This is a genomic window from Duganella sp. GW821-FHT07G03, assembly GCF_059418605.1.
The window spans coordinates 152926-179722 of record NZ_JBWKQE010000009.1 but is presented as its reverse complement, the minus strand read 5'-3'; the positions used below and the strand labels follow the sequence as shown (position 1 = coordinate 179722).

General features: G+C 64.2%; 22 protein-coding genes. 8 read left to right on the top strand and 14 right to left on the bottom strand.

The genetic code is table 11. The annotated features are described in order from the left end of the window. Nucleotides 1–2 precede the first annotated feature (2 nt). Nucleotides 3–1241 (top strand): hypothetical protein, encoded by a 1239-nt coding sequence (locus tag AC07OK_RS14520; RefSeq protein ID WP_494690963.1) that lies wholly within the window; start codon nt 3–5, stop codon nt 1239–1241. Nucleotides 1242–1245: 4 nt separating this feature from the next. Here AC07OK_RS14520 and AC07OK_RS14515 read toward each other — a convergent pair whose 3' ends face one another. From AC07OK_RS14515 to wrbA, 7 genes are all read right to left on the bottom strand, one after another. Beyond that, nucleotides 1246–3090 carry an ABC transporter transmembrane domain-containing protein gene (locus AC07OK_RS14515; RefSeq protein WP_494690962.1) on the bottom strand — a complete coding sequence of 615 codons (1845 nt, stop codon included), beginning with the start codon at nt 3088–3090 and terminating at the stop codon, nt 1246–1248. A gap of 66 nt (nt 3091–3156) precedes the next feature. Next, a complete protein-coding gene (locus AC07OK_RS14510; protein WP_494690961.1) occupies nt 3157–4245 on the bottom strand; it encodes a lipocalin-like domain-containing protein in 1089 nt (362 codons plus the stop codon). After that, nucleotides 4245–6800, bottom strand: a complete 2556-nt coding sequence (locus tag AC07OK_RS14505; protein ID WP_494691017.1) for an FtsX-like permease family protein — start codon at nt 6798–6800, stop codon at nt 4245–4247. Before AC07OK_RS14505 ends, AC07OK_RS14510 begins: the two co-directional genes overlap by 1 nt. Nucleotides 6801–6886: 86 nt before the next feature. Then, nucleotides 6887–7321, bottom strand: coding sequence for a DUF4124 domain-containing protein (locus AC07OK_RS14500; RefSeq protein WP_494690960.1), 435 nt, complete (start codon nt 7319–7321; stop codon nt 6887–6889). An 11-nt stretch (nt 7322–7332) separates the two neighbouring features. Then, nucleotides 7333–8739: an FAD-binding oxidoreductase gene (locus AC07OK_RS14495; protein WP_494690959.1), complete on the bottom strand. Its 1407-nt coding sequence runs from the start codon at nt 8737–8739 to the stop codon at nt 7333–7335. Further along, nucleotides 8736–9143, bottom strand: coding sequence for a DUF2069 domain-containing protein (locus AC07OK_RS14490; RefSeq protein WP_217944786.1), 408 nt, complete (start codon nt 9141–9143; stop codon nt 8736–8738). Before AC07OK_RS14490 ends, AC07OK_RS14495 begins: the two co-directional genes overlap by 4 nt. 13 nt (nt 9144–9156) lie before the next feature. Then, a complete protein-coding gene (gene wrbA, locus AC07OK_RS14485) occupies nt 9157–9768 on the bottom strand; it encodes an NAD(P)H:quinone oxidoreductase (protein WP_494690958.1) in 612 nt (203 codons plus the stop codon). Nucleotides 9769–9902: 134 nt separating this feature from the next. On the opposite strand from wrbA, the gene AC07OK_RS14480 reads away from it, so the two are divergent. Beyond that, complete coding sequence (locus AC07OK_RS14480) at nt 9903–11207, top strand: YihY family inner membrane protein (protein WP_494690957.1); 1305 nt, start codon at nt 9903–9905, stop codon at nt 11205–11207. Here the strand turns inward: AC07OK_RS14480 and AC07OK_RS14475 are convergent. Together AC07OK_RS14475 and AC07OK_RS14470 are read right to left on the bottom strand one after the other, a co-directional pair. After that, the gene (locus AC07OK_RS14475) at nt 11204–12664 is read right to left on the bottom strand and encodes an aminotransferase-like domain-containing protein (RefSeq protein WP_494690956.1); all 1461 of its coding nucleotides are present in this window, start codon (nt 12662–12664) and stop codon (nt 11204–11206) included. The two genes, AC07OK_RS14480 and AC07OK_RS14475, sit on opposite strands and share 4 nt — an antisense overlap. A gap of 9 nt (nt 12665–12673) precedes the next feature. Further along, on the bottom strand, nt 12674–13258 hold the full coding sequence (locus tag AC07OK_RS14470) for a LysE family translocator (protein WP_494690955.1): 585 nt from the start codon (nt 13256–13258) through the stop codon (nt 12674–12676). 175 nt (nt 13259–13433) lie between these two features. Between AC07OK_RS14470 and AC07OK_RS14465 the strand changes: the two genes are divergently transcribed. The 3 genes from AC07OK_RS14465 (at nt 13434) to AC07OK_RS14455 (ending at nt 15968) form a co-directional block, all read left to right on the top strand. Further along, nucleotides 13434–14570 carry an HAF repeat-containing protein gene (locus tag AC07OK_RS14465; protein WP_494690954.1) on the top strand — a complete coding sequence of 379 codons (1137 nt, stop codon included), beginning with the start codon at nt 13434–13436 and terminating at the stop codon, nt 14568–14570. Nucleotides 14571–14663: 93 nt separating this feature from the next. Next, on the top strand, nt 14664–15287 hold the full coding sequence (locus AC07OK_RS14460; protein ID WP_494690953.1) for a hypothetical protein: 624 nt from the start codon (nt 14664–14666) through the stop codon (nt 15285–15287). Between the two features lie 3 nt (nt 15288–15290). Continuing rightward, complete coding sequence (locus AC07OK_RS14455) at nt 15291–15968, top strand: RES domain-containing protein (RefSeq protein ID WP_494690952.1); 678 nt, start codon at nt 15291–15293, stop codon at nt 15966–15968. On the opposite strand, the gene AC07OK_RS14450 is transcribed toward AC07OK_RS14455, so the two are convergent. After that, on the bottom strand, nt 15965–16774 hold the full coding sequence (locus AC07OK_RS14450) for an alpha/beta fold hydrolase (RefSeq protein ID WP_494690951.1): 810 nt from the start codon (nt 16772–16774) through the stop codon (nt 15965–15967). The two genes, AC07OK_RS14455 and AC07OK_RS14450, sit on opposite strands and share 4 nt — an antisense overlap. A gap of 1 nt (nt 16775) precedes the next feature. Continuing rightward, on the bottom strand, nt 16776–18086 hold the full coding sequence (locus tag AC07OK_RS14445) for an O-acetylhomoserine aminocarboxypropyltransferase (RefSeq protein ID WP_494690950.1): 1311 nt from the start codon (nt 18084–18086) through the stop codon (nt 16776–16778). A 196-nt stretch (nt 18087–18282) separates the two neighbouring features. Here AC07OK_RS14445 and AC07OK_RS14440 point away from each other — a divergent pair, with 196 nt between their 5' ends. Then, a complete protein-coding gene (locus AC07OK_RS14440) occupies nt 18283–18738 on the top strand; it encodes a CBS domain-containing protein (RefSeq protein ID WP_026334688.1) in 456 nt (151 codons plus the stop codon). 50 nt (nt 18739–18788) lie between these two features. Here the strand turns inward: AC07OK_RS14440 and AC07OK_RS14435 are convergent, their stop codons facing one another. Continuing rightward, the gene (locus AC07OK_RS14435; RefSeq protein WP_494690949.1) at nt 18789–21050 is read right to left on the bottom strand and encodes a putative bifunctional diguanylate cyclase/phosphodiesterase; all 2262 of its coding nucleotides are present in this window, start codon (nt 21048–21050) and stop codon (nt 18789–18791) included. Between the two features lie 252 nt (nt 21051–21302). Here AC07OK_RS14435 and aroC point away from each other — a divergent pair, with 252 nt between their 5' ends. Both aroC and AC07OK_RS14425 read left to right on the top strand, forming a co-directional pair. Further along, nucleotides 21303–22421, top strand: a complete 1119-nt coding sequence (gene aroC / locus AC07OK_RS14430) for a chorismate synthase (RefSeq protein WP_494690948.1) — start codon at nt 21303–21305, stop codon at nt 22419–22421. Between the two features lie 3 nt (nt 22422–22424). Further along, nucleotides 22425–23576 carry an MFS transporter gene (locus tag AC07OK_RS14425; protein ID WP_494690947.1) on the top strand — a complete coding sequence of 384 codons (1152 nt, stop codon included), beginning with the start codon at nt 22425–22427 and terminating at the stop codon, nt 23574–23576. Here the strand turns inward: AC07OK_RS14425 and AC07OK_RS14420 are convergent, their stop codons facing one another. Both AC07OK_RS14420 and AC07OK_RS14415 read right to left on the bottom strand, forming a co-directional pair. Next, entirely contained in the window at nt 23577–25073 is a 1497-nt protein-coding gene (locus tag AC07OK_RS14420) for an HDOD domain-containing protein (protein ID WP_494690946.1), read from the bottom strand. Beyond that, entirely contained in the window at nt 25070–26743 is a 1674-nt protein-coding gene (locus AC07OK_RS14415; RefSeq protein ID WP_494690945.1) for a putative bifunctional diguanylate cyclase/phosphodiesterase, read from the bottom strand. Before AC07OK_RS14415 ends, AC07OK_RS14420 begins: the two co-directional genes overlap by 4 nt. Nucleotides 26744–26797: the final 54 nt, after the last annotated feature.

Here is a 26797-nt window from a genome sequence, read left to right as displayed (position 1 = left end):
CGATGAAAAATCTTCATGGCGCCACTTTGTTTGCCGCGCTGGCCGCAGCCTTTTCGGCACAAGCCCAGACGGTCATGACCATCAATGGACTTGAAACAGCGACCACCTGTACCGCCCCGCTGGTCTTTATTTCCGACGTAGGCAGGGAGGGCTTGTTTTACCCGGTCGCGTCGAACCCGACGGACCAGGCGAACGGCGGCACCACGTTGTTTTGCAACAAAAGCGGCGGAAGCAAAAAGATGTACAAGCGCATGTTCGATGGCGCCGTCAACGCCAAATGGTTCGGCTTGAGCGAGAGCGCGCTGGACAATGCTCCGGCCGTACAGGCCGCGATCAATTCGCTGCGCAACGGCCAGGAAGTGCTGATTCCAGAGGGCTATTACAAATTCCAGGACACGATCACCCTGCCGGACAATAAATTCGTCCGCTTTACCGCGCGAGGTGATTTAGCCTTCGGCGCGCGCGACGGCATCGTTGTGCAGGGACGATATGGGCATGTGCTGGAATTGTCCAAGTTGCACGGCACCGCTTGGGAAAACACGCCCACCTACGGCTATGCCGGCTCCGGCATCACGCTGATGAATGCGCAATATTCGACCGTGAAAGTAAATTGGGTAGACGGTTTTCACAACGCCATCAAGCTGAGCGGCCAAGGTCTCAACGGCTCGCAATACAACAAGATCGATTTCGAGCTGCTGACCCATAACGACGTTGGCGTGTTGCTGACGACGGAAAGCGACGGCCAGACGAACTGGGTCAACGAAAATAGTTTCACCGGCGGGCGGATGATCGGCGTTACCGGCCTGGCGGCCGTGCCCGGTTCGTCGCAGACCGATCCGTTCAACGGCAATAAATTCTACAACTTCGGTTTCGAGGGCCTGACCAATGGCGTCGACGTGGACAAATTTAACGGCAATATCTTCATTGCGCCGCGCTTGATGGCAGTCGAGGGGGTGGTCAACGGCTTCAAGTTTGGTCCACAAGCCGCGGATAACGTCATCATTGCCACCGGACTGTATGAGGAAGCTTTTGTGTCGAACGGGACGGTGGGTGACGCCGGCGTGCGCACCCTGTTATTGGGCCGTCTACTGGTGAAAGACGGGGTGACGTCGGGAGTGGTCAATATCAGCGATAACAAGGGCCGCTTCCTCGGCCTGATACGCGACCCGAGCTTCACCGTCAGCAAGCAAACCAAGTCGCGCATCCTGCCGTTGTCGTCGCTGCCTGGCGTCTCGCCGTAGGCGGTCAGTCCGCGTGCTGCTCGACGTGGACGTTGTGGAATTGCAGCGCCGCCAGGTTGGCGTAGATCCCGCCCAGCGCCACCAGCGACGAGTGGGTGCCGGTTTCGACGATGCGGCCGTCTTCCATCACGATGATGCGGTCGGCGCGCTGCACCGTCGCCAGGCGGTGCGCGATGATGACGGTGGTGCGGCCGACCATCGCCGCCTCCAGCGCCTTCTGCACCAGTCGTTCGGATTCCGCATCCAGCGCGCTGGTGGCTTCGTCGAGCAGCAGCAGCGGCGGGTTTTTCAGCAGCGCGCGCGCGATGGCGATGCGCTGGCGCTGGCCGCCGGACAGGCGCACGCCGCGCTCGCCCAGGAAGGATTGATAACCCTGCGGCAGGCGTTCGATGAATTCGTGGGCGGCGGCCAGCTTGGCGGCCTGGATCACTTCCTCGTCGGTGGCGCCGGCGCGGCCGTAGCGGATGTTTTCCATCGCATCGGCCGAGAAGATCACCGTATCCTGCGGCACGATGCCGATGGCGTCGCGCAGTGTGTGCAGTTCGAGCTTGGTGATGTCGACGCCATCGAGCTTGATGCTGCCGCTCTGCGGATCGTAGAAACGCAGGAACAGCTGGAACAGCGTGGTCTTGCCGGCGCCGGAAGGGCCGACCACGGCCACCGTCTCACCCGGCTTGATGTCCAGCGACAGATGGCCCAGCGCCGCCGTGTCGGGGCGCGACGGGTAGCTGAACGACACGTCTTGCAGGCTCAGGGCCGCGCCGTTGGCGGCGCGCGGCGGCAGCGCCAGCGGCATGGCCGGCGACTGGATATTTGACTTGACCGACATCAGCTCCAGCAGGCGTTCGGTGGCGCCGGCGGCGCGCTGCGCCTCGCCCATCACTTCGGACAGGGCGCCAATGGCGCCGGCCACGATGGACGCGTACAGGATGAATTGACCGAGGTCGCCGCCGGTCATGTCGCCGTTGAGCACAGCGTGCGCGCCCAGCCACAGCACGAACACGATGGTGCCGAACACCAGCACGATGGCGATCATGGTCAGCAGCGCGCGGGCGCGGATGCGGCGCATGGCGGTGCCGAAGGCGCCTTCGACCGAAGCGCCGAAGCGGTCCGATTCGATCTTCTCGTGGGTGAAGGCCTGCACCGTCGGCATGGCGTTGAGTATTTCGCCGGCCATGGCGGAGGCGTCGGCGATGCGGTCCTGCGAATCGCGCGACAGCTTGCGCACGCGGCGGCCGAACATCACGATCGGCAGCACGGTCAGGATCAGCAGGCCGATGATGATGGCCGACAGTTTAGGGCTGGTCACGAACAGCATCACCAAACCGCCGATGAACAGCAGCACGTTACGCAGCGCCATCGAGATGCTGGTGCCCACCACCGCCTGGATCAACGTGGTGTCGGTGGTGATGCGGGACAGGACTTCGCCGGTCTGCGTCGTCTCGAAAAATTCGGGGCTTTGCGTGACGACGTGCTTGTAGACGGCGCTGCGGATGTCGGCCGTGACGCGCTCACCGAGCCAGGAGACCGTGTAGAAGCGCGCGGCAGTGGCCAGGGCCAGCACGGTGGCGACGCCGAACAGCGCCAGGAACACCAGGTCGACGTGCTTGATGCTCTTGGCGCCGGCGCCGCCGAAGCCCAGGTCGATCATCTGCTTGAAGGCGGCAGGTATCGCCAGCGTGGAGCAGGCGGCCACCACCAGCGCGATACCGGCCAGGACGAACTGGCGTTTGTACGGCAGCAGGAAGGGCGTCAGTCCGCGCAGGGTGGCTAGACTGCCTTTCTTGGCTTCCCTTGCTGTGTTGGGGGCGGCTGCGGACTGGGTGCTGGCGGTGGTGCTGTTGGTCATCGTATGGCTGCTGTTTGTAAGTATTCTTTGTTGACGATTCAGGTGTTGCTAAATTGTTCGGTGCTGCTAAAACTTTATCGGCTGGACATAACCGGTCATTTCAAGGTAGGCGCGGCCGGCCTGCTTGCCGTCCCGCTCCAGCGTTACCGCGCCTTCCCAATAGACTGCGCCGGTGGAGCGGCGCGAATCCAGCTCCTGGTCGTCCTGCAAAGGAATGACCTGCCACACGGTGCTGCCGGTGGTGAGCTGGGTCGCTACGGGATACTCGGCATTGGTGCGGGGCGAACGCCACCGCCGTTGCGGGGTAAAACTGACCTGGTCCGGCGAGAACTGCGTGATCTTACCGGAAGCATCGCGCCATGTCGCGTGCGACCATAGTTTAGCACCTGTCTTGCTGCGCATCTGGAAAGCCATCAGCGCGCCGCCGTCGGTGAGGTTGGCGCCGATCCAGTCCCAGCCGGCGGCTTCGGCGGCGACGTACTGGGTGGACCATTCGTGATCGAGCCAGGCGGCGCCGGTGACGGCGACCGCCTTGCCGGCGCTGGTGACGGTGCCGGTGGTGGTCAGCTGCGGTTCGCTGTAGTAGTAGCTGCTGTCGGAAAGCTGCGCGCCCTTGCGGGAATAACCGCGGTCGCCCTGTAGCAGCACGGGCTGCGACGGCGCCAGTTTCAGCGCCAGTTTGAAGCTGGCGGCGTCGAGGTGGATCTGGTAGCTGCCGTCGGCGGCGCGTGTCATGCGCCAGTCTTCGAGCTTGACGTCGGTGTCGCCGACCTTGACATAGGACAGGCCGAAGCCTTCGCGCGCGCTGCGCTGGTCGTGCAGCAGCTTGCCGTTGGCCGGATCGGAGACGGCTGCATGGCCGATGATCAGCTGCTTGGGCGCGAACTGGCTGGGATTGGCGCGGTCGTGATGGGTGGCGCTGCGGAAGAACGTGACCTGGAAGCCCAGCGGCTTGCCTTCGGCCGTGTTCAGCCAGCCGGTGACGTACCACCATTCGGTCTTGTAGTCGGGATGGGCGCCGAAGTCCGCCGGAAAATTCAGCGAGGCGCCGGGCGCCAGCGGCGCGACCGCCTTGAACACCGGCTCGGCGGCCTGCGCGGACATTGCCGCCAATAGCGTCAGCACAGCCGCGCAACGTTGTACGAAATGCTTCATCACCAATCCTCCCTGACTGCGCGTATCGGCCCGCCCGACAACGATTGGCGGCCGGCCAGCAGCGCCGTCAGCGCGGAGGCGGCCAGCAGCAGGCCCGCCACGATGGACAGCAAAGACCACGGCAAGTGCAGCTGCATGGTCCAGTGGAAGGACTGCGGGTTGACCACAAAAACCAGTATCAGGCTGATGACCCAACCCAGCGCGAAGCCGGTGACGATGCCCAGGCCCGTCAAGGCGCCGCCTTCGATAGCGAGTATCGACAGGATCTGGCGCCGCGTGACACCCACATGGCGCAGCATGCCGAACTCCTTGGCTCGCGCCAGCGTCTGCGCCGAGAAGGTGGCAGCCACGCCGAACAGGCCGATGACGATGGCGATCGCCTCCAGCAGATAGGTGATGGCGAAGCTGCGGTCGAAGATTTTCATGCTGATCGCGCGGATCTCGGTCGGCGCGTTGGTCGCCAGCGCGGCGGCGAACGGCAGGCGCTTCATCGCGCTTTCCGTATCGGCGGCCTTGGCGCCGGGCTTCAACCACAGCGCGGCGTTGCTGGCGTCCAGGTCGCCGGTGATGGTGCGGTAGTCACTCAGCCGCATCTGGATCGAGCCGGTCGGCCGGGCGTAGTCGCGCCATACACCGGCCACCAGGAAGGCGTGCAGTTTGCCGTTCAATGGCAGTTCGATGCGCTGGCCGACGCTCATGCCGTACAAGTCGACCATCGCTTCCGATATCCATACCGGCGGCGGAGCGCCGGGTCCGGGCACCACGGTATTGCCGACGATGGCCAGGGTTTTGCCGGGATCGGCCGGATCCACGTTACGCGCCATCAGTGCGATCGGCGGCCGGGCAGCTGCCAGCGAGATGCCGCGCACGCGCAGGAAGTCGGCGCTGGCGACGCCCGGCAACGCGGCGATGATGGCTTGTTCCTGCGGCCGCAGCCCTGCGGTGGTGCCGGCGCTGGTGGTGCTGACGTAGATATCGGCCGGCAGGATGTGTTGCAGCCAGTCGTCTAGCGATACGCGGAAGCTGGCGACCATGATCGCCATCGCCACCATCAGGCTGAAGCTGGACAGCACGCCACCCAGCGCGATGCCGGCCTGGCTGGAGGCGTTGGCAAGGCGCGACAGTGTCAGCGTGACCACCGGCGAGGCGCCGGGCTTGCCGGCGGTGGCAGCGCACCAGCGCTGGTGCGCTGCGCGGAACACGATGGCGGCCAGGCGCGGCATCAGCGCGATGGCGCCGACCAGTAGCAGCGCAATCGACAGGTAGCCAAACAAGGGCAGTTCAAATATCGGCGGCGCTTGCGACAACAGCGCGGCCAGCGCGATGCAGGCGAGCGCCGGCCAAGCCTTGGACAAGCGTGACATCGCCGCTTCCTCGGTGCCCGACTTGAGCGCCACGGCAGGCTTGGCGCGGGCCGCGTCCAGCGCCGGCGCGGCGCAACCCAGCAAGGCCACGATGACACCGAGCGCGAAGTAGATCGTTGCGGCGACGGGCGTGAACTGCACCTGCGGCCGCACACCGGAGAAGAAGCCGGCGCCAAGGTCGGCCCCCATGAAGTGCAGCGCGGCCGCCGCCATGCCGTAGCCGGCGGCGATGCCGATGGCCGATCCGGCCACGCCCAGGCTCAGGCCTTCGATCAGGATCTGGCGCAGCAGGTGCTTGCGGTCCATGCCCAGCACGCGCAGCAGCGCGAACTGGCTGCGGCGGCGTATCACCGACAAGGCCTGGGTGGAGAACACCAGGAAGGCGCCGGTGAACAACGCGACCAACGCCAGCACGGTCAGGTTGACGCGGTAGGCGCGGCTCATGCCTTCGTTGCGGCTGTTCTGGTCTTCGTCGTTGGGCTGGCTGACGCGGAAGCGGCCGGGGTAGTCGTGTTGCAGCTGTTGTTCCAGCTCGGCCTTGAAGGCGTCGCGATTGACGCCGTCACGCAGTTTGATGTCGATGCGGGACAACTGGCCGAGTTTTTCAAAGCGCCACTGCGCCGCGCCGAGGTCCATCACGCCGATGCGCTGGCCGGCGCGGGGACGTTGCAGCGAACCGGCCACGCGCAGTTTCAGTTCGCCGACGCCTACCTGCAGCGTCAGCGGCGCGCCCTTGGCGGGCTTGAGCCATTCTTGCGCCGCCGTTGACAGGAATAGCGCGTCGTCGGCCAGGATATCGGTCGGGTGGTCTTCGGCGGGCACGCCGATCAGGTCGGACGAAATGAAGCTGGCGCGGAAGGCGTCGATGCCGAGGATCTTCAGCGCGGTCGGCTCGCCGGGCACGGAGGCGTCGAACTCCAGCACCGGCGAGGCCACGGCCACGCCGGTGCGCTGCGCCAGCACGGGGTAGATGGCTTCGTCGAAGAACGGCTCGGTGCCGCGCACCTGGACGTCGGCCACGCCGGACAAACCCTTGATGGCGGACGAGAATTCGTTGAAGGCCGCGGCGTTGATCAGGTGGATGGCGAAGCCGAGCGAGATGCCCACCGCGATCGCGGCGATCGCCACCAGGGCGCGCAGGGGATGCGCGCGCCATTCGCCCAGCAACAGCCAGCGTGATAAACGGCCCATCGCCGCCGTGTCCCGGATCGGCGCCGGGGCGGCTGGTTTTGCTGCGGATATCGGTTCAGGCATGGCTTCAGGCATGGCTTCGGACATTATTTCGGACACTCCAGCGCCAAGGTGTCGCCGGCGCGTTTGGCGCGCAGCTTGGCGTTATCGAGATTGGGGAGGGCGGCGCGGGCCACGTCTTCATCGGCCCATCGCTTGTTTAGTTTGAGTTTGCCGCAGCGTTTGCGCTGCGCGGCTGCGGCTTGCGTGGCTTTGTCGGCGGCGCGGGCATCCTGGTCCTCGTGCTGGTGGCGGGTTTTTTCCAGCCTTGCCGCCTCCTTGCGTTGGCGCGCCAGGTCATCCGCCGCCGCCGGGTTGGGCGCAGGAGCGGGCGGCACCGCCAGCGTCGCCGCAGACGCCGCGTTGGCTGGGCAAGGCATGTCGCTATAACTGACCTTGCCGTCGACCGTGCATTTGTTCACGCCTTGAGCGTGCGCAGCCAAGGTGGCGACGCACAGCAGCAGCGCACAATTGATACGCATGGCAGTCCCGATCACAGAATTTTCCCGGGATTCATGATACCCAACGGGTCCAGCGCGGCCTTGATGGCCCGCATCATGTTCAGTTCCACCGCCGATTTATAGTGCGCCAGCTCGTCCCGTTTCAGCGCGCCGATGCCGTGTTCCGCCGAAATCGAACCGCCGTAACCGACCACGCTGTCGTGCACCACGCGATTGACCTTGTCCTGGTTGGCCAAAAAGTCTTCGTTGGAGATGCCGTCCGGCGGCGCCACGTTGTAGTGCAGGTTGCCGTCGCCCAGATGGCCGAAGCACACCAGCTGGCAGCCGGGGAAGGCCGCTTCCAGCAAGGGCCCGGTGGCCGCGATGAAGTCGGCGATGCTCGATACCGGCAGCGAGATATCGTGCTTGATGTTCTTGCCGGCCTTGGCCTGCGCCAGCGGGATATGCTCGCGCAGCTGCCACAGTCCGGCCGATTGCGCCACCGATGTCGCCACCACCGCATCGCTGATGACATCCCGCTCCAGCGCCGCGCCGATGGCCTGTTCCAGCAGGCCGACGGCGTGCTGCTCCGACTCGCTGCTCGACAGCTCCAGCAGCACATATTGAGGATGCGGCGCCGCGAACGGCTTGGGCAGTGACGGGAACTGCTGCGCCACCAGCTCCAGGCAGTAGCGCGACATCAGCTCGAAGCCGGTCAGGCTGGAGCCGCAATGGTCCTGCATCAGATTCAGTAGTTGCAGCGCGTGGGCGGGCGAGGGCAACGCGGCTAGCGCGGTGATGCTGGCCTTGGGCTGCGGGTAGAGCTTGAGCACCGCGCCGGTGATGATGCCCAGCGTGCCTTCCGCGCCGATGAACAGGTCGCGCAGGTCATAGCCGGTATTGTCCTTGCGCAGGCCGCGCAAGCCGCTCCAGATCTCGCCCTGCGGCGTGACGACTTCCAGGCCGAGGCACAGTTCGCGCGTATTGCCGTAGCGGAGAACCGCCGTGCCGCCGGCGTTGGTGGAAAGGTTGCCACCGATGGTGCAGCTGCCTTCCGCCGCCAGCGACAAAGGGAACAGGCAACCTGCGGCGGCTGCGGCTTCCTGCACCTGCTGGAGGATGCAGCCCGCGTCCACGGTCATGGTGCGGTTGACGGGATCGACCTGGCGGATCGTGTTCAGCCGCGCCAGAGACAGCACGACGGCGCTGCCGCCGGCATCGGGCACGCTGCCGAGCACCAGCCCTGTGTTGCCGCCCTGCGGCACCAGGGCCACGCGCCACTGCGCGCAGGCGCGCACCAGCGCCGCCACCTGGTCCACCGACGCCGGCCGCAGCACGGCCAGCGCCTTGCCGGTAAAGCGTCCGCGCCAATCAGTGAGGAAGGGCGCCATGTCGGCTGGCGTGTCGAGTACAAAAGCATCGCCCACCACGGAGCGGCAGTGGGTGAGGAAGTCCATCATTTAACGGTGTTGACCTTGACCTTGTCCAGCAGTTCCTTGGCCAGCTTCTTCGCCGCCTTTTTATATGGACGCAGATACATCACGGCGCACACGAAGTAGATGCAGACGATCAGCGCCTCGCCCCAGGCCAGCCATGCGGACAGCGTGCCCTTGTCGCTCCAGCCGCGCACCACGCCCTCGGTGAAGTACAGCAGGATCATCATCGACGTCCACTGCAAGGTGTAGATGTCGCGCTTCCATACGCCGTACAGCGGCAGCAGCAGCGGCAGGGCCTTGAGTACCAGCCAGGAGCCGCCCGGCTTCAGCGGCGCCAGCACCATCTCCCACAGCACGCACCAGACAATCAGCGTCGCCAGGCTGCCGATGGCGCCCCAGTGAAAATACTTTTGCATCGTGTTTTCCATCATGCGATCCTGTTCAAGCGACGGCGCGTAGTTTGACGGCCGTTTCGGCCAGGCGCCGGCCCAGCGCGATCGCCAGGCGTTTTTCATCTTCCGTGATGGTCTTCTTGCCGTCAAGGCCAGACCAGTGGCTGGCGCCGTAGGGCGTGCCGCCGCTGGAGGTGGTCATCAGTTCCGGATTGGTGTAGGGCAGGCCCAGCACCATCAGGCCGTGATGGAATAACGGTATCATCATCGACAGCAGCGTCGATTCCTGGCCGCCGTGCAGGCTGCCGGTGGACGTGAACACGCACGCCGGCTTGCCGGCCAGCGTGCCGGACAGCCATTGGGCGGCGGTACCGTCCCAAAAATACTTCATCGCCGACGCCATGTTGCCAAAACGGGTGGGCGAGCCAACCGCCAGGCCGGCGCATTCGGCCAGGTCGTCCAGTTCAACGTAGGGCGCGCCGTCGGCCGGCACGTCCGGCTCGGTGGCTTCGGTCACGGTCGACACGGCGGGCACCGTGCGCAGGCGCGCATCGCAGCCCGGAACGCTTTCCACGCCCTGTGCGATCAACTCGGCCAATTTGCGCGTGGCGCCGTGGCGTGAGTAAAACAATACGAGAATAATCAGATTAGGTTGGTTCATCAGCGGTATTATAGGGCGCTTTAGCGGGTGGCATCGCTGCCACTCTTGTATTTCGATTATTGCTCATGTACGAAAAATATATTCATCCGGTTTTCCAGTATGTTTCCCGCAGCTGCCGTGGCGGGATAGACACAATGCGTTCGCTGTCCTGGCCCGAAGTACGGGACCTGTTCCTGTTTGCCCAACGCCGCCTGCGCGAGGAAAGCCTGCCGCAAGTGGCCGGCAGCCTCACTTTTACCACGGTGTTCGCGCTGGTGCCGCTGTTGACGATCGCGCTGGCGATCTTCACCACCTTCCCGCTGTTTAATGCCTTCCGCAGTTCGCTGGAAGCCTACTTCGTGCAAAGCGTGATGCCGAAGTCGATTTCCACCACCATCCTCAACTACCTGACCATGTTCGCCTCCAAGGCCACTCGGCTGTCGGCGGTGGGCGCGGTGGCGCTGATTTTCACGTCGATCGCGATGATGAACCTGATCGAACGGGTGTTCAACCGCATCTGGCGCGTGCGTGCCGAGCGGCGCTGGACCAAGCGCATCCTGGTCTACTGGGCCATCATCACGCTCGGCCCTTTGCTGATCGGCGTGTCGCTGACGTTGTCGGGGCAGGTCTTCATGGCCACCAACGATTTGATCGGCGACGTGCCGGTGGTTGGTGCGCTGATTTACACGGTGCTGTCGCTGGCGTTGACCACGGCCGGATTTACGCTGCTGTACGTGGCAGTGCCGAACCGCGACGTCGACTGGTACGACGGCGCCTGGGGCGGCCTGGTGGCCGGCCTGGCGTTCGAGGTGGCCAAGCGCGGCTTCGCCGTCTTCATCACCCAGTTCCCGACCTACTCGAAGATCTACGGCGCGCTGGCGGCGCTGCCGCTGTTCCTGTTGTGGGTGTATGTCTCGTGGTTGATTACGCTGTTCGGCGCCTTGCTGGTGGCCGCGCTGCCGGTGGTGAAGTACGAGCGCTGGTGGCATGAGGCGCAGCCGGGCGGCGAATTCGTCGACGCGATGGCGATCCTGCGGGTGCTGCATGTGGCCTGCAAATGCGGCGACTCGGCGCTGGTGAGCGCGGGCGCGATCCGCGCGCGCACGCGGCTGGGCTTCGACGAGATGGACACGCTGTTGGAGAAAATGATGACCGTGGGCTGGGTGGGGCGCGTCAAGGTCGATGCGCCGCAGCGGGTGCAGTGGGGCAAGCGCGTCAGCGATGGCGACAACTGGGTCATCCTGGCCAATGTAGAGAGGCTGACGCTGGCCGAAGTCTATCGACTGTTCGTGTTCTCGGGCCTGCCGATCAACGCCGGTGTGGTCAGCGACAGCGACGATGAGCGCGACCTGCGAGTGGCGCGCGAAGCGGCGTCGCTGGCGCGCGAGGTGGAGGCGGCTGTCGAAGCGGGCTTGGGCAAGACCCTGGCCGAGCACTTCGGGCCGATCGACTGCCGTTAATCTTTCAAACTGGCCGTGCTGGCGGCGCGCGCCAGGCTTGAGCGGGCGCCGGCCACGGCTTGCAGGCGCTCCCGCAGGTAATTACTCAGGCGTGGATGCTGGCTGAACGCGACGTTGAAGCGGATGTGCTGGTCGGGCGTGTCGTTCGCCGAGAAGGCGGCGCCGCGCATCAGCAGGATATCGTTGCGGTAGGCGTCCTGCACCAGTAGGTCGACGTCCAGGCCTTCCGGCATCGTGCCCCACAAGAAAATGCCGGCGTCGCCGGGCTGCTCGAACAGCACGCCCGCGGCGCTCAATTGCTGCGTGCTGGCGTTGCGCGCCGCCATGATCTTGCGATGCATGCGGTCCAGATGTTTGCGCAGATTGCCGGCCCTGAGCACTTCCAGCAGCACATACTCGTTCAGCGCCGGCATCGTCATGATGGAATGGATCTTGGTTCGCATCAGCACTTTGAGCAAGGCCGGGGCGGCGGCGAGATAGCCCATCCGCAGGGCCGGACTCAGCGCCTTGCAAAAGCTGGAGTAGTAAATCACGCCGTCGAGTCCGGCCATGGCGGCCAGCCGCGTGCTGTGGCCTTGCTGGAAGTGGCCGTGCACGTCGTCCTCGGCGATCAGGAAGCCGTGCTGCTGGGCCAGCATCAGCACCTTGTGCAGATTGGCGGCGCCGCTGCTCCAGCCGGTCGGGTTGTGCAAGGCCGTTTGCACGAACAGCAGGCGCGGGCGGTGCTCGCGGCAGGCGGCCTCCAACTCATCCAGGTCGAGGCCTTCCGGCCGGCGCTTGATCGGCACCAGCCGTATGCCGTCCTGGCGCAAGCGGCCAAACATCAGGAAATAGCCGGGGTCTTCCACCAGCACGGTGTCGCCCGCTTGCAGAAAGCTCCGGCAAATCAGGTCGATCGCATGGGTGCCGCCAAAGGTCGTGAGGATGTGGCCGGCGTCCGCGGCAATGCCGATGCCGCGCAACAGCAGCGCGATGTGCTCGCGCAGTTCCGGCAGCCCCTGCGGCGGACAGCGCGAGGCCATGCCGGCGGCGCTGCCGGTGACGGCCCGTTGCACGGCGGTGGCGGGCACCGCGTCCTGCAGCCAGGTCGGCGGCAACGCGCCGCTGCTGGCCAACAATACGCCGGGGCGCTGGTCGTTGGCCTGCTGCGCCAGCCAGACCGGTTCTTGCTCCACGCCCGCTTCCAGTGCGACCTCATCGGGGATAGCCTTGCTGGCGCCATTCGTTGTGCTGACATAGAACCCCGCAGTGCCATGGGAATCGATGACGCCTGCCGCGACCAGCCTGTCATAGGCCACCACGACGGTGTTGGTGCTGACTGCCAGTTGGGTGGCGAGCTGGCGTATCGACATCAGCTTGGCGCCGCCGGCCAGCGCCCGGCTCTCGACCATGTGGCGTAGCTTGGCTTCAATCTGCGAGGACAGGGCGATGGGGGAGGAGCGGTCGATGGCGAACATGACGAGAGTCTAGCGTAAAAACATCACGGCGAGCACGAGCAAGATGGCGGCCATCGTCAGATTGAACAGGCGATGCTTGCGCGGATCTTGCAGGAAGCGGCGTATCGAGACGCCGAACAAGGCCCACATGGCGTTGCAAGGCGCGCCGACCAGCGTGCCGATCACGGACACCAGCAGCGCGCTGGCGAGCGTGCCGTGCCCCGCCGGCATGAACACCGATGCGACCGTAACAGCCTTCACCCAGCTCTTGGGATTGAGCGCCTGAAAGGTCGCGGCCTGGGCAAACGACACCGCCTTGGGCGCCTGCGCGCCGCTCACCGATGCGCCGCTGAGTTTCCAGGCCAGGAACACCAGGTACAGCGATCCCGCGATGCGCAGCGCCTGTTGCGCCACCGGGTAGGCGACAAAGACACTGCCCAGTCCGACGCACATGAGCATGGTTTGCACGAACAAGCCCGCCTGGATGCCCATGATGGCCGGCAGCGCGCCGCGGCCGCCGAAGTTGGCGCCCGTGGTGGCCAGCATGACGTTGTTCGGTCCGGGCGTGGCCGACATCACCAGGCAATAACTCATCAAGGGCAGCAGTTCGGTCATGGTTCGCCATTCGCAGTGTGGAAGTGACGCCAGTCTAGAAGCACGGAGAGGCGGACACAAGGCACAAGACCCAGGGGCTGGACCCATGCTGTATCAGTCGATCGACGGCGACAGTTGCTGAGTGTTCCGCTATCGTTATAGAATTGGCATTCAAAAAAATTAACTGGGAGATGTCATGCTGAGAATGCCGATCGCGCTGGTCTTGTTAGGTATTGCCGGCGTGGCGTCTTCCGCCCAGCAATTACACCCGCCGGGCCTGGGCGAGCGCGGCAACGAGGCCAGTATCGCGGTCGATATCAACGCGGCGGGCCAGGTGGCCGGCATCATCGAGGAAGAGAGCGGCCGCCAGCGCGCGGTGCTGTGGAACCAGCGCCTGGTTGAACTGGGCACCCTCGGCGGCAGCGATTCCTTCACCACCGGCATCAACATCGGCGGCGACGTCGTTGGGACGGCGCAGAACAGTGACGGCCACTGGCGCGCCTTCGTCACCCGCGCCGGCCTGGCGATGCGCGACCTCGGCACGCTGGGCGGGCGCAGCAGCTACGGCACCGGCATCAGCCGCTCCGGGCAGACGGTGGGCTTTGCCGACACCAGCGACGGCTACTTCCACGCCTTCTCCACCGGCGCCAGGGGCGACGGTCCGCTGGTCGACCTGGGCACATTGGGCGGCAATATCAGCTACGCGGCCGGCGTCAACACCGACGGCGTGATCGTCGGCACGGCGGCGCTGTCGGACGGCTATCGCCGCGCCTTCATCTACCGGCCCGGCGTCGGCATGAAGGAGCTCGGCACGCTGGGCGGACGCTCCAGCGGCGCCACCGCCGTCAATGATTCCGGCGTGGTGGTCGGCTCATCCGAAACGCCGGACCGCCGCTGGCACGCCTTCGTCCACGATGGCAAGAAGATGGTCGACCTGGGTGCGATGATCGGCTACGGCAACAGCTTCGCCACCGCCATCAACGCCGCCGGGCACGTGGTCGGCAGCATCCGCATCGGCGACGAGCGCCGCTCCTTCGTCTACCGCGACGGCAAGATGACCGTGCATCCGGGCGGCTTTGGCCTGTACCTGGTCAACAGCATCAACGCCGAAGAGCTGGTGATCGGCGCCAAATACGTCGGCAAGAAGTTCGAGGCGTCGACCATGCACTCGGCCCAGCGCGCCGTGGTCACGCACGGCGACACCGATCTGGTGACGCTGATCGTGGTGGTGCTGACCGCCACTACGGGCATCGTGATCTACCGCCGCCGTTATCGCGGCATCGTGATGCAGGGCGCGAACCGCATCATCCGCTTTAAGTTCCCGCAAAATTGAACAACGCCGTTGGGATCAATTGATTGCTAGTGAGAATCTTGAGAATCTTGAGAAGGCGTGCTAATCTGAGATTTCCTACCGGTGGGGGAAACAGTGAAAACTAGAGAAGTCGCGCACGGCCCAACTCGCGATGATGTGGTCGAACTAGTGTTGGAGCAGTTCACGCGGCTTGTTGAAGCGCGCTTGGATGCTCTTGCTCGCGGCCGCGATCGTGAAAGAGTGATTGCGGTTGGTATGCAGGCCTTAAGCGAAGCGCGGGCGTCGCTACCGGGTATCGCTGTAAGTAATTCGCTGCCTGTGGCAAAGCTAAAGGCGTCGGATGTTATTTCTCAGGGGTTGGTATCACTTTCGCAGCCAACGTTATACCGGGCTGCGAAAAATGGACGGTTTTACTTTGTTACACCCAAGGGGCGCAGCATCGGCAGGGAGTTCCCGGTGTGGCAATTTGTTGATCCGGTACCTGAATTAATCGAACCAGTGCTGCAGCAACTTGAGAATCAGCCGAGTAGTGAAATTCATGCATTCTGGGTAGGTGAAAATGACGAAAATAATGAACTTTCGCCGGCCGAGCTACTAGCAGGAAAACCATTTGAGACGCGTCGTGATGTACACAAAAGCCAGATGCGATTGCTGAATCTGCCCGCAAGTGAACGCGTACGTAAGGTTCAGGAGTTAGCGGAGTTTTATACCCGGGGCATGGCCGACATCATAGGCTAAGGCATGTCTTCAAAAAAGAAGACTGTTTCACCACCCCCGCATATCGCACGAACTCTTCCGTCCGACGCGCGCTTATGGAAAGCATTGAAAGACAATGTTTACGAGTTGATAGCTGGCACAAGGATTGTGCGGGCGGCTTGGAACAACGGCGCTGTATGGCCCGATCATGTGCAGCGCACCTACCGCTTCGGGCCGCCAGCGTCTCTGGCGACTGACAGTGGCGCATCTGCTTTCCATTGGATTTATCTCGGCGAAAATGCAATCACTGCCGCGTGGGAAACCATGCTGTGTATTAACGACGCCAGTGTGCCGGGGACATTTTTCTTTGAACGGAATGCTGCAGAGGCCTTGGTCGCAGTGATGACATTTAGCCGGGATCTTCGGTTGCTGGATTTGACCGGCGACGTTGTCAGCAAGTTGGGCATATATGAAGAACTTGCCGATCCCGATCACGAATGGTGTCAATGGTTCGGTTGTGCACTTGATCGTATCATCGTGCGGCATCCCCAACTGGATGGCATACGCTACATGTCCAGGAAGCATCCGGGCCACTATGCCTATGCCATTTCGTCGCGTGTGATGGGTAGTCTTGATACGTATCGACGAACGACAATCGAGCGCTTTGGGAATACCGCTGAATACTCTGCGTTGCAGCGGGATTCCTGCTTTTCAAAATTTTAGCGCGTGATACTGATCCAGCTGAACAAGGCATCCAGCACCGCATCCGGCTGCTCGCTCATCAGCGAGTGGCCGCTGTCCACCGTCACCACCTTGCCGTGGCTGATGGTGGAGGTCAGCAGTTTGGTTGACTTGGGTGGCGTCATCATGTCGCGCGCGCCGAACAGGAACAGGGTGGGACAACGCACCGCCTGTGCCGCCGCTTCGCCGTTGGCGTAGGCGTTGCAGGCCGAGAAGTCCGTGTAGAACACCTGCTGCGGATTGATCTGCGAGATGCGCTGCATCAGCCGGCGCGAGCCACCCATCGTGCTGAAGCCCGGTCCTGGGCAGGACGGCTTGTGCGCGATCGACGAGTGCGACCAGATGTTGACCATGTCGATCGCGCTCTGCTCATCGGTGCGCGAAGTTTCCAGCAGCGCGTCCGAGACCTTCATCGGATAGGTCGAGCCTATCATGCCCAGATGCGTCACGCGCTCCGGCGCCTTGTGCGACGCTTCCAGCGCGATCAAGGACCCCATGCTGTGGCCGAACAGCGCAGCCTTTTGCACGCCGGCGGCGTCCAGCACTTGCAGCAGCCAGTCCGCCAGTTCGGGCACGCTGGTCTTGGCCGCGCCCTTGCTGCGGCCGTGGCCCGGCAGGTCCACCGCCAGCACGCTGTAGCCGTGATGGGCGAAATAACGGGTCTGCAAAATCCACACAGAGTGATCGTTTTGCGCGCCGTGGATGAAGACCACGGTCGGCAGGGCGGCGTTGAACGGCTTGCCGCCGGTGTAGCAGTAGGCGTCCACGCCTTGTACGGTCAGCAGCATCTCATGCTCCTTTCTGCGACAGCTTCAGGCCGCGCGCCAGGTCTTCGATCAAATCGTCCACGTCCTCCAACCCGACCGACAGGCGCATCGTGCCTTCGGTGATGCCGGACGCCGCCAGCTGGTCGGCCGGCACCCGGAAGTGGGTGGTGGAGGCGGGATGGATCGCCAGCGATTTGGCGTCGCCGACGTTGGCCAGGTGCGAGAACACCTTCAAGCTGTCGACGAAGCGGCGGCCGGCGGCGCGGTCGCCCTTGATGTTGAACGAGAACACGGCGCCGCAGCCCTTGGGCAGCAGGCGCTTGGCCAGTTCGTAGTCCGGGTGCGACGGCAGCTCGGGGTAGGACACCGATTCCACGGCAGGATTCGACAGCAGGAACTCGACCACCTTGCGGGTGTTGGCCACGTGCCGGTCCATGCGCAGGCCCAGCGTCTCCACGCCTTGCAGCACGGCGAAGGCGTTGTGCGGGCTCATGACGGCGCCGAAGTCGCGCAGGCCTTCGCGGCGCGCGCGCAGCGCGAACGCCGCCACCGTGGACTCTTCCGTGAACACCATGCCGTGGAAGCCGTCGTACGGTTCGCACAGTTCGGCGAAGCGGCCGGTTTTTTCGTAGGCCGCCTGCCAGTCGAAGGTGCCGCCGTCCACCAGCAGGCCGCCGATGGCGGTGCCGTGCCCGCACAGGAACTTGGTGGCCGAGTGGAACACCAGGTCGGCGCCGTGCTCGAAGGGCTTGAGCAGGTAGGGCGTGGTGAAGGTGGAGTCCATCATCAGCGGCAGGTGCTGCTCGTGCGCGATGGCGGCGACGGCTTCGATATCGAGCACGTCCAGGCCGGGATTGCCCAGCGTTTCGGCGAACAGCACCTTGGTGTTGGGGCGGATCGCGGCGCGCCAGGCGTCGAGATCGCGCGGATCGACGAAGGTGGTCTCGATGCCGAAGCGCTTGAGCGTGTAGGCCAGCATATTGTGCGAGCCGCCATACAACGCGCGCGAGGCGACGATGTGCGAGCCGGCGCCGGCGATGGTGGCCAGGCCGAGATGCATCGCGGCCTGGCCGCTGGCGGTGGCGATGCCGGCCACGCCGCCTTCCAGCGCGGCGATGCGTTCTTCCAGCACCGCGTTGGTCGGGTTCGAGATGCGGGAGTAGACGTGGCCGGCGCGTTCCATGTTGAACAGCGAGGCGGCGTGGTCGGAGTCCTTGAAGGCAAAGGAGGAGGTGAAGTAGACCGGCGTGGCGCGGGCGCCGGTGGCGGGGTCGGGCGCCGCGCCGGCGTGCAGCGCGAGGGTGTCAAAGCCGGGATATTTGGGTCCGCTCATAAGGTCTCGTTGGAGTGATAGGAATGCCCGGCATCCTACCCTGAATCGCGGCTTGGCAACAGCACTGTAAAAATGTTGCGTTTTGCTTATCCAGAGCGCTGGATTTTTTGCCGGGCATACGCTACATTCGCTATAAGGCTACAATAATTAGAACTCCCATTCACACAGCCTATATCAGCGGACAGGACGGCCCAAAATGAAAGTTTCCGAAATTCTTCAGGTTAAAGGCAGCATTCTCTACACTATTTCGCCTGACCAGCCGTTGGCGGACGCCGCTAATACGATGGCGGAAAAAGACATCGGTTCGCTGGTGGTCATGGAATTCGGCGAATTGGCCGGCATGCTGACCTTCCGCGAGGTGCTGCGCGCCCTGCACGAAAACGCCGGCACCGTCGGTGCGGGCACGGTGCGCAAGCACATGGACGACCATCCGATCACCGTGACCCCGGATACCGAGGTCAACGAGGTGCGCCGCATCATGCTGGAAAAGCACGCGCGCTACCTGCCGGTGATGAACGCCAAGACCATTCTGGGCGTGATTTCGTTCTACGACGTGGCCCGCGCGGTGCTGGAAGCGCAGAGCTTCGAGAACAAGATGCTGAAGGCTTATATCCGCGACTGGCCGGCTGAAACGGCTGACCAGGCGGATTAATCCCGACGCCGAGCACCAAAGAGAACGCCATCCGAGGATGGCGTTTTTTATTAGGCTGCGCCTTCCAGCGCGTCGTTGCTGAGCCAGCCGTTGAGGGCTGTCGCCGTCATCGGCCGCGCGAACAGGAAGCCCTGCGCCAGCGGACAGCCCAGCGCTTGCAGTATCTGCGCCTGGCGCTCATCCTCCACGCCTTCCGCGATCACGGCCAGGCCCAGGTTGCGGCCCAGCTGGATCACCATCTCGGCGATGCTGCTGCCGCGCGCCGAGCCGGTGATCTCGGTGACGAAGGCGCGGTCGATCTTCAGACGGTCGATCTGCAGGCGCTGCAGGTAGGACAGCGACGAGAAGCCGGTACCAAAATCGTCGATCGCGATGCTGACGCCGGTCTGCTTGATCTGGCCCAGCATCTTGATCAGCATGTCCGGCTCTTCCATCGCCATCGACTCGGTGATCTCCAGTTCCACGAACTCCGGCGGCGCGCCGGTGTCTTCCAGCGCCTTGCGCAGCATCTCCAGGAAGTGCGGATGGCGGAACTGCACCTGCGAGACGTTAATCGACATCATGAAGTTGGTATGCCCGGCCTTGCGCAGGTCCACCAGCTCGCGGCAGGCGGTGCGCATCACCCATTCGCCCAGGTCGATGATCAGGCCCGAATACTCGGCGATCGGAATGAAGCGGTCCGGCGAGATGAACTTGCCGTCCGGCGTCTGCCAGCGCAGCAGCGCCTCGGCGCCCACCGGCCGACGCGTGGCCAGGTCGATCTGCGGCTGGTACACCACGAACAGCTGGTTCTGGCCGAAGGCGGTGCGCAGCGCGTGCATCATGCGCACCCGCTCGCGGATCTCCACGCCCATCGAGCGCGAGAAGTAGAAGTGGCCGGCGCGCTGCTGCGACTTGGCGCGCTTGAGCGCGATGTCGGCGTCCTTGAGGGCATCGGCGCCGCTGCCTTCATGCTCGCCCAGGCGCACCAGGCCCAACGTGGCCGACAGCTGCACGTCCTGGCCGTCGATGCTGAACGGATGGGCGAACAGCGCCAGGATATTGGCCGGGTTGACTTGCGTGGAATCGCCCAGCACGCAGAAGATGTCGCCGCCGATGCGCGCCACCGTCAGCCGGTCGCCCAGCTGCGTTTGCAAGCGGCCGGCGACGGCCAGCAGCAGCATGTCGCCGAACTGGTGGCCGAGCGCGTCGTTGGTCTCGGCAAAGTGATCCAGATCAACCAGCGACAGCGTGGCCTCGTCGCGCGCCGGCCCGGCCAGCGTGGCGTCGAGGATTTCGACCAGGCGGGTGCGGTTGGGCAGCTTGGATAGCTGATCGTAGAAGGCGGCGTTGTGCAGGTGCGTGACCAGCTCGACGTTATCCAGGCCCACGGCCACGTTGGCGCAGAACACTTCCAGCAGGCGTTCGTCGATCTCGGTCGGCGCGCGGCCGACGTCGAGGTAGGCGACGAAGTCGCGGCTGGCTTTGCCTGCAAAGTACAGCGTGATGAAATCCGGGCCGTAGATGTTGCGGCGCTGGCCCAGGGTCAGCTCCATGGCGTCGTACACCGGCTTGTGGTCCTGGTCGCACAGCGTCGCGTTGTCGAGATGGCGGTAGTTGCCGATGGTGGCCATCACCATCAGTTTGTGGCAGCCGTCTTCCGGGCACTCCTGCACGCACAACACGCCGTTGCCGTCCTGGCCGAGCAGGTCGGCGATCTGGGCCAGCACGCCGGAGGCGAAGTTCTGCACGCCGTGCAGCGACATCAGCTGGGTGCTGGCGTGGACGATCTGGTTCAGGCCGCGGCGGCTGTCGTTGATCTTGCGGATTTGTTCGTAGGAGCGGATCGCCGCCGTCACCGTGGTGAACAGCTTGATGCGGGTCAGCTCGGACTTGGTCTTGTAGTCGTTGATGTCGAAGTCGCGGATGGCGTCGATCTCCGGCGCGTAGCCGGGCTGGCCGGTGCGCAGGATGATGCGCACGTCGGCCAGGTTCAGCGTTTCGCGGATGTAGCGCACCAGGTGCAGGCCGGCGTCGTCCTGCTCCATCACCACGTCGAGCAGGATGACGGCGATTTCGGTTTCGTGTTTTAACAGTTCACGCGCCTGGCCAGCCGAATACGCATGCACGAATTCGAGCGGGCGCTGCTGCATGTCGAGGTTGCCGAGTGCAAAGGTGGTGGTCGAGTGCACATCTTCATCGTCGTCGATGATCATGACCCGCCAAACGTTGCGGGCACCCGCTACCGCAGGAGCCGTCGGATGCTCTTCTAAGAATACCAGATCGTCTTGATCGTCCTTGGATTGCTCAAGGGGTGTGATCGGTGGGGGCATGTGTCGCTTCTCCAGGATTTCTCGGTGTTCTTGAGATCAAGTATATAGCGAATTGTTAAAAAGAACGCGGATTTCCCGCGGTTTATACAGAACGTTGCATACTGGTGTGCAAGTTTGCCATGCTTACAATGAAAGAATGATATTTTACCAATAGAAACTTGTGTCGTGGAAATTATTATGCCGGCGCGACGGCAATCGCCGCCGGCTGGTAGAATTGGGTACTTTCCACCTTTTTCCAAAGATTCTCTTCCTATGTCCGGCAATACATTTGGCAAATTGTTTTCTGTTACTACGTTTGGTGAGTCGCACGGTCCCGCGATCGGTTGTGTGATCGATGGCTGCCCACCGGGACTGCCTTTGTCGGAAGCGGACATCCAGCCGGAACTGGACCGCCGCAAGCCAGGCACGTCGCGCCACGTGACGCAGCGCAAGGAGCCGGATACGGTGGAAATCCTGTCGGGGGTGTACCTGGGCGTCACCACCGGCACGCCGATCGCGCTGCTGATCCGCAACGAAGACCAGCGCAGCAAGGACTACGGCAATATCGCCGAGAGTTTCCGCCCTGGTCATGCAGATTACACGTACTGGCATAAATACGGCGTGCGCGATCCGCGTGGCGGCGGCCGCTCGTCGGCGCGCCTGACGGCGCCGGTGGTCGGCGCCGCCGCCATCGCCAAAAAATGGCTGAACCAGCAATACGGCACCGTGTTCAAGGGCTGCATGAGCCAGCTCGGCGAGATCGAAGTGCCGTTCCAGGACTGGATCCACGTGCACGACAACCCGTTCTTCGCGGCCAGCGGCGACGCCGACCTGATCGCCCGCATGGAAGAGGCGATGGACGAGCTGCGCAAGGCCGGCGATTCGATCGGCGCGCGCATCGACGTCATCGCCCAGAACATCCCGGTGGGCCTGGGCCAGCCTATCTACGACAAGCTCGACGCCGACATCGCCTACGCGATGATGGGCATTAACGCGGTCAAGGGCGTGGAAATCGGCGCCGGTTTCAAGTCGGTGGCGCAGAAGGGTTCGGTGCACGGCGACTCGCTGACGCCGACCGGCTTCATCGGCAACAACGCCGGCGGCGTGTTGGGCGGTATTTCGACCGGCCAGGACATCACGGTGTCGATCGCCATCAAGCCGACCTCGTCGATCCGCACGCCGCGCCAGTCGATCGACATGGACGGCAAGCCGGTGATGGTCGAAACCTTCGGCCGCCACGATCCGTGCGTCGGCATCCGCGCCACGCCGATCGCCGAGGCCATGCTGGCGCTGGTGCTGATGGACCACGCGCTGATGCACCGCGCCCAGTGCGGCGACGTCCACGTGACGACGCCGAACATCGCGCCACCCGTGGCGCCGACCTCGCGCTAAGCGGTGCCGGTACAAGCCTTCAGCTTCGCCTTATTCCTGTTTTGCTACTACGCGCACGCGGGAACCTGGACCACCTACGCCACACTGTTCTTTGCCGATAAAGGCATGACGGTGGCGCAGATCGGCGTGCTGATGTCGATGACGCAGGTGCTGCGCATCGTCGGCCCCAACGTCTGGGGTTACGTCGCCGATCACTACGACCGCCGCGTGCTGGTGCTGCGCATGGCCGGCTTTGCCGCGCTGGTGGGATTCTCCGGTTTCTTCTTTGGCAGCAGCTTCGCCCATTTCATGCTGGCGATGATCGTGCTGAACCTGTTCACCAGCGGCCAGGCGCCGATCTGCGAGGCGCTGATGCTGTCCGAGATGCGCGGCGACCTGACCTTCTATGGTCGCATCCGCATGTGGGGTTCGATCGGCTTCATCGTCTCGGTGACGCTGGCCGCGTATGCGCTGGAACATTACGGCATCGTCGCGCTGCCATGGGTGGCTGCAGCGCTGCTGGTGCTCACCATCGCCGCCGCGTTCCGGCTGCAGGACGTGCCGCGCCGCGTGCACAAGGTGGCGCCGCCGGCGTTGATGTCGCTGCTGCGCCGGCGCGAAGTGATCGCCTTCTTCTCGTCGACCGCGCTGATGGTGGCGGCCCACACTTCGCTGTACACCTTCTATTCGCTCTACCTGGAACGCAGCGGCTACAGCAAGACCGTGATCGGCGCCATGTGGTCGCTGGGTGTGCTGGCCGAGGTGCTGCTGTTCTACTTCCAGGCGCCGCTGTTTAAGCGCTGGGGCGCCAAGGTCATGATGTACGTGACGCTGGCGGCGGCGCTGGTGCGCTTCCTGATGATCGGTTTCGGCCCGCACGTGCTGTGGTTGTTGATCGTGGCGCAGGTGCTGCACGCGGCCACGTTCGCGCTGCATCACTCGTCGTGCGTGATGACTTTGCAGCGCTGGTTCTCCGGGCCCTTGCAGGCGCGCGGCCAGGCGCTGTACATGAGCATTTCGTATGGCGTCGGCGGCTCGCTCGGTGGGCTGTTCCTGGCGCAGTGGTGGGAGAGGGCGGGGCCGGAGTCGGTGTACTACGTGGCGGCGGTGCTGGTGCTGTGTTCCGCGCTGGCCGCCGTGCTGTCCTACCGTTGGCAGCAGCGCGATACTTACTGACTAGCTGCGGGTGGAGGTGGCTTCCTGCTTGTGGCGGCGCTCGACCGCCTTGACCACCAGCGCGCGCATGTCGTTCAACAGCGAGAACTCGGTCTGGCTCAGCTGGATCGGCGGGAAGGAATCGTCCCAGTCGCCGTACAGGAAACCGGCCGGCTGGCCGTTGGCCGACAGCGGCAGGATCACGAAGCTGCGCGCTTCGGACAGGGAACTCTTCCACCACAACGGCAGCTTGGCGGCGAACTTGGCGTCGCGGGCGTTTTCGATGAAGATCACGCGGTCGCTGTTCAGGGCGGCGTGGAACACATTCGGTTCGTAGGCGTCGTCAAAGCTCAGCGCCGGCAGCAGCTCCTTGCTGCCTTCGCCGAAGCTGATCTTGGCGGTGTACTGGTTGTCCTTGCGGTTGCGCACAAACGCCACCGCGCGCGAGAAGTCCAGGCCTTTGTACACGGTCTCCAGCGCGATCTGCACCATCTGGCCGGGGTTGGCCGTCTCCAGCATGTCGCGCATGTCGGCCAGGCCGCTGAGCAGGATCTTGTTGCCGGCGGCGCGCTGGCGCGTCTTGGCCAGCGCCTTGGCGCGGCGTTCTGCGGGACGCGACAGCGGCGCGATGGTCAGGTCGGCCGCCGCCACCACCTTGGCCTGCTCGATGGCGTGCATCAGGTTGTCCGGCTCCACGCCCAGCATGGCGGAATAGGCCACGGTAAGTTGCTGGACCACGGCGGCGCCATCGGGATCGTCGTGCCACAGCGATTCCGCGCACAGCGCCGACATCGTCGACAGGCCGGCGATCCAGTCCGAGGTGCTCACTTCGGCGCCCGGCGCCGGCGGCGCGACCTTGCGCATGCCGTTCACCAGCGTGCCGGGCAGGCCCCAGTGCAGGGCGGCGGCATGGCCGATTTCTTCCATCGTCAGGCCCAGCATCTCGGGCGCGATGTCGTCGATGTTGCGGCCGTCCTGGTCGGCGGCACGCTGCAATTCGTGCCAGCGCTCCGGCATGTAGAAGGTCATCATCATGCGGCCGAGCGTGTGCAGCATCGAGCACACCACGGCTTCCTCGCCGTGGCGGCTTTCGGCCGTGTAGGCGATCTGCTGCGCCACGATCCCGGCCAGCACGGCCTTTTCCATTTCGATGTGGGCGATGGTGGCGTCGGGCGAGCCGGCGGCCAGTTCCTCGATCAGCTTCAGGCCCAGCGCCAGATGGCCGATGGCTTCCGTGCCCAGCACCAGCACCGCCTTGGAGACGGTGTTGACGTGCTGGCCGAAGGCCGAATACATGCCGCTATTGGCCAGCCGCAGCACCTTTTGCGTCAGCACCGGGTCGGACAGCACGGTGCGGGTCATATTGAATTCCTGCTCGTCCTCGCCGCGCATCGCGCCCAGGATGGCGGTGATGGCCTTGGCGAAGCCAGGCATGTCGCCGCGGCGGCGGGTGCAATCCCACAGCGTCGCCAGCGTGGCGTCGCCCAGCGGGGTGGCGGCGGTGAAGCGCGCCGTCATTGCGCCACCTGGCGCAGTTCGGCTGGCACCACTTTGACGTGGATGCTTTCCTTGAGCGCGGCCATGGCCACGTTGGCGGCCATCGGCTTGCCGGTCAGGTAGCCCTGGATATACTGGCAGCCGCGCTGCGCCAGGTATTCCATCTGGCCTTCGGTCTCCACGCCCTCGGCCACCACCGACAAGTCGAGGTGCTTGGCCAGGTCGAGCACGGCGTTGCAGATGGCGCCGTCCTTTTGCGAGCCGGGCAGGTCGCGGATGAAGGTGCGGTCGATCTTCAGTACGGAAATAGGGAAGCGCTTCAGGTAAGCCAGCGAGGAATAGCCGGTGCCGAAATCGTCAATGGCGATGCGGGCGTTGCGCTCCGCCATCTTGGACAGGATGGACTCGGCATGCACCGGGTCGATCATCAAAGTGCCTTCTGTGATTTCTAAAACCAATTGCTCACCAAGTAGGCCGGAGAACGCGATCGCATCGTCCAGCACGTCGAGAAATTTATCGTTGCGGAACTGCCGCGGGCTGATATTAACAGAGATGTACAGGCTGCGCTTGGCCACCTCCTCGAACTGTTTCAGCTGTACGCAGGCCGCTTTCAAGGCCCAGGCGCCCAGCAAATTGATCAGTCCGTTGGTCTCGGCGATCGGGATGAAGCGCGCCGGCGGCACCATGCCCAGCGTCGGATGCTTCCAGCGCATCAGCGTTTCGAAGCCCTGGATCTCGCGCGTGCGGGCGTCGACGATGGGCTGGTAGTACAGCAGGAACTCGCCCTCGCGCACGGCCTGGAACATGGCCGCCTCCAGCGAAATATCGTGCTCCGGCGGGCCGGACTGGGACTGGCTGTAGACCACGCAACGGGCCTTGCCGGTTTCCTTGGCGCGCGACATGGCGGCGTCGGCCAGCGCGACCAGCCGCACTTCGTCCTCGGCGTGTTGCGGATAGACCGCCACGCCGACCGAAGCGCCGACGTAGATCGTGTGGTTCTCGATTTCAAACGGCGACTGCAAGGTGGCGATCAGGCGGCCGGTGACCAGCTTGATCTGGGCCTCGGTGGCGGTGCCGGGCAGCACGGCGACAAACTCGTCGCCGCCGACGCGGGCCAGCGTATCGCTGTCGCGCAGCGTCTTGCGCAGGCGGGCGGCGGCGGTGCGCAGCACGGCGTCGCCGATCGGATGGCCGAGGCCGTCGTTGACTTTCTTGAAGCCGTCCAGGCCGATGGTGGCGACCGAGAAGCCTTGGCCGGAGCGGCGCGCGTTGGCGATCACCATGCGCATGCGGTCCGACAGCAGCAGGCGGTTGGGCAGTTCGGTCAAGGCGTCGTGGGTGGCCATGTGGCGCAGGCGTTCTTCGGTGGCGTGCTGCACCGTCATGTCGCGGCCGACCACCAGCAGCTCGCTGGCGCCATGCTGGTTGGCATAACAGGAGACCCGCAGCTCGTGCCAGATCTCGGCGTCCGGTGTCTTGATGCGCACTTCCAACAGGCGGGACAGGCTCGATGTCCCCACTTCGGCCAGCAAGGCGGCCATCGGCGCCTGGTCGTCCAGCGACATCAGCTGCGGCAGCGTGTCGCCGGCCAACGGTGTTTGACTGGCGATCAGGGTGACGGCGCGCTTGCTGGCAAACAGTATCTGCCCCAGCTGATTCAGGCGGAAAACAACATCGCCCGCCTCTTCCATGAGGTTATCCAATTCATGACGCGGGGATGGGGCTGGGATACTGGAAAACATCGC

Excerpts from the sequence above, each read along its gene's own strand:
- AC07OK_RS14510 (WP_494690961.1), bottom strand. The coding sequence starts at position 4,245 with ATGAAGCATTTCGTACAACGTTGCGCGGCTGTGCTGACGCTATTGGCG.
- wrbA (WP_494690958.1), bottom strand. The coding sequence starts at position 9,768 with ATGAACCAACCTAATCTGATTATTCTCGTATTGTTTTACTCACGCCAC.
- AC07OK_RS14480 (WP_494690957.1), top strand. The coding sequence starts at position 9,903 with ATGCGTTCGCTGTCCTGGCCCGAAGTACGGGACCTGTTCCTGTTTGCC.
- AC07OK_RS14455 (WP_494690952.1), top strand. The coding sequence starts at position 15,291 with ATGTCTTCAAAAAAGAAGACTGTTTCACCACCCCCGCATATCGCACGA.
- AC07OK_RS14490 (WP_217944786.1), bottom strand. The coding sequence starts at position 9,143 with ATGGAAAACACGATGCAAAAGTATTTTCACTGGGGCGCCATCGGCAGC.
- AC07OK_RS14505 (WP_494691017.1), bottom strand. The coding sequence starts at position 6,800 with ATGGGCCGTTTATCACGCTGGCTGTTGCTGGGCGAATGGCGCGCGCAT.
- AC07OK_RS14465 (WP_494690954.1), top strand. The coding sequence starts at position 13,434 with ATGCTGAGAATGCCGATCGCGCTGGTCTTGTTAGGTATTGCCGGCGTG.
- aroC (WP_494690948.1), top strand. The coding sequence starts at position 21,303 with ATGTCCGGCAATACATTTGGCAAATTGTTTTCTGTTACTACGTTTGGT.
- AC07OK_RS14450 (WP_494690951.1), bottom strand. The coding sequence starts at position 16,774 with ATGCTGCTGACCGTACAAGGCGTGGACGCCTACTGCTACACCGGCGGC.
- AC07OK_RS14415 (WP_494690945.1), bottom strand. The coding sequence starts at position 26,743 with ATGGAAGAGGCGGGCGATGTTGTTTTCCGCCTGAATCAGCTGGGGCAG.
- AC07OK_RS14445 (WP_494690950.1), bottom strand. The coding sequence starts at position 18,086 with ATGAGCGGACCCAAATATCCCGGCTTTGACACCCTCGCGCTGCACGCC.
- AC07OK_RS14475 (WP_494690956.1), bottom strand. The coding sequence starts at position 12,664 with ATGTTCGCCATCGACCGCTCCTCCCCCATCGCCCTGTCCTCGCAGATT.
- AC07OK_RS14520 (WP_494690963.1), top strand. The coding sequence starts at position 3 with ATGAAAAATCTTCATGGCGCCACTTTGTTTGCCGCGCTGGCCGCAGCC.
- AC07OK_RS14495 (WP_494690959.1), bottom strand. The coding sequence starts at position 8,739 with ATGATGGACTTCCTCACCCACTGCCGCTCCGTGGTGGGCGATGCTTTT.
- AC07OK_RS14420 (WP_494690946.1), bottom strand. The coding sequence starts at position 25,073 with ATGACGGCGCGCTTCACCGCCGCCACCCCGCTGGGCGACGCCACGCTG.
- AC07OK_RS14440 (WP_026334688.1), top strand. The coding sequence starts at position 18,283 with ATGAAAGTTTCCGAAATTCTTCAGGTTAAAGGCAGCATTCTCTACACT.
- AC07OK_RS14515 (WP_494690962.1), bottom strand. The coding sequence starts at position 3,090 with ATGACCAACAGCACCACCGCCAGCACCCAGTCCGCAGCCGCCCCCAAC.
- AC07OK_RS14500 (WP_494690960.1), bottom strand. The coding sequence starts at position 7,321 with ATGCGTATCAATTGTGCGCTGCTGCTGTGCGTCGCCACCTTGGCTGCG.
- AC07OK_RS14435 (WP_494690949.1), bottom strand. The coding sequence starts at position 21,050 with ATGCCCCCACCGATCACACCCCTTGAGCAATCCAAGGACGATCAAGAC.
- AC07OK_RS14470 (WP_494690955.1), bottom strand. The coding sequence starts at position 13,258 with ATGACCGAACTGCTGCCCTTGATGAGTTATTGCCTGGTGATGTCGGCC.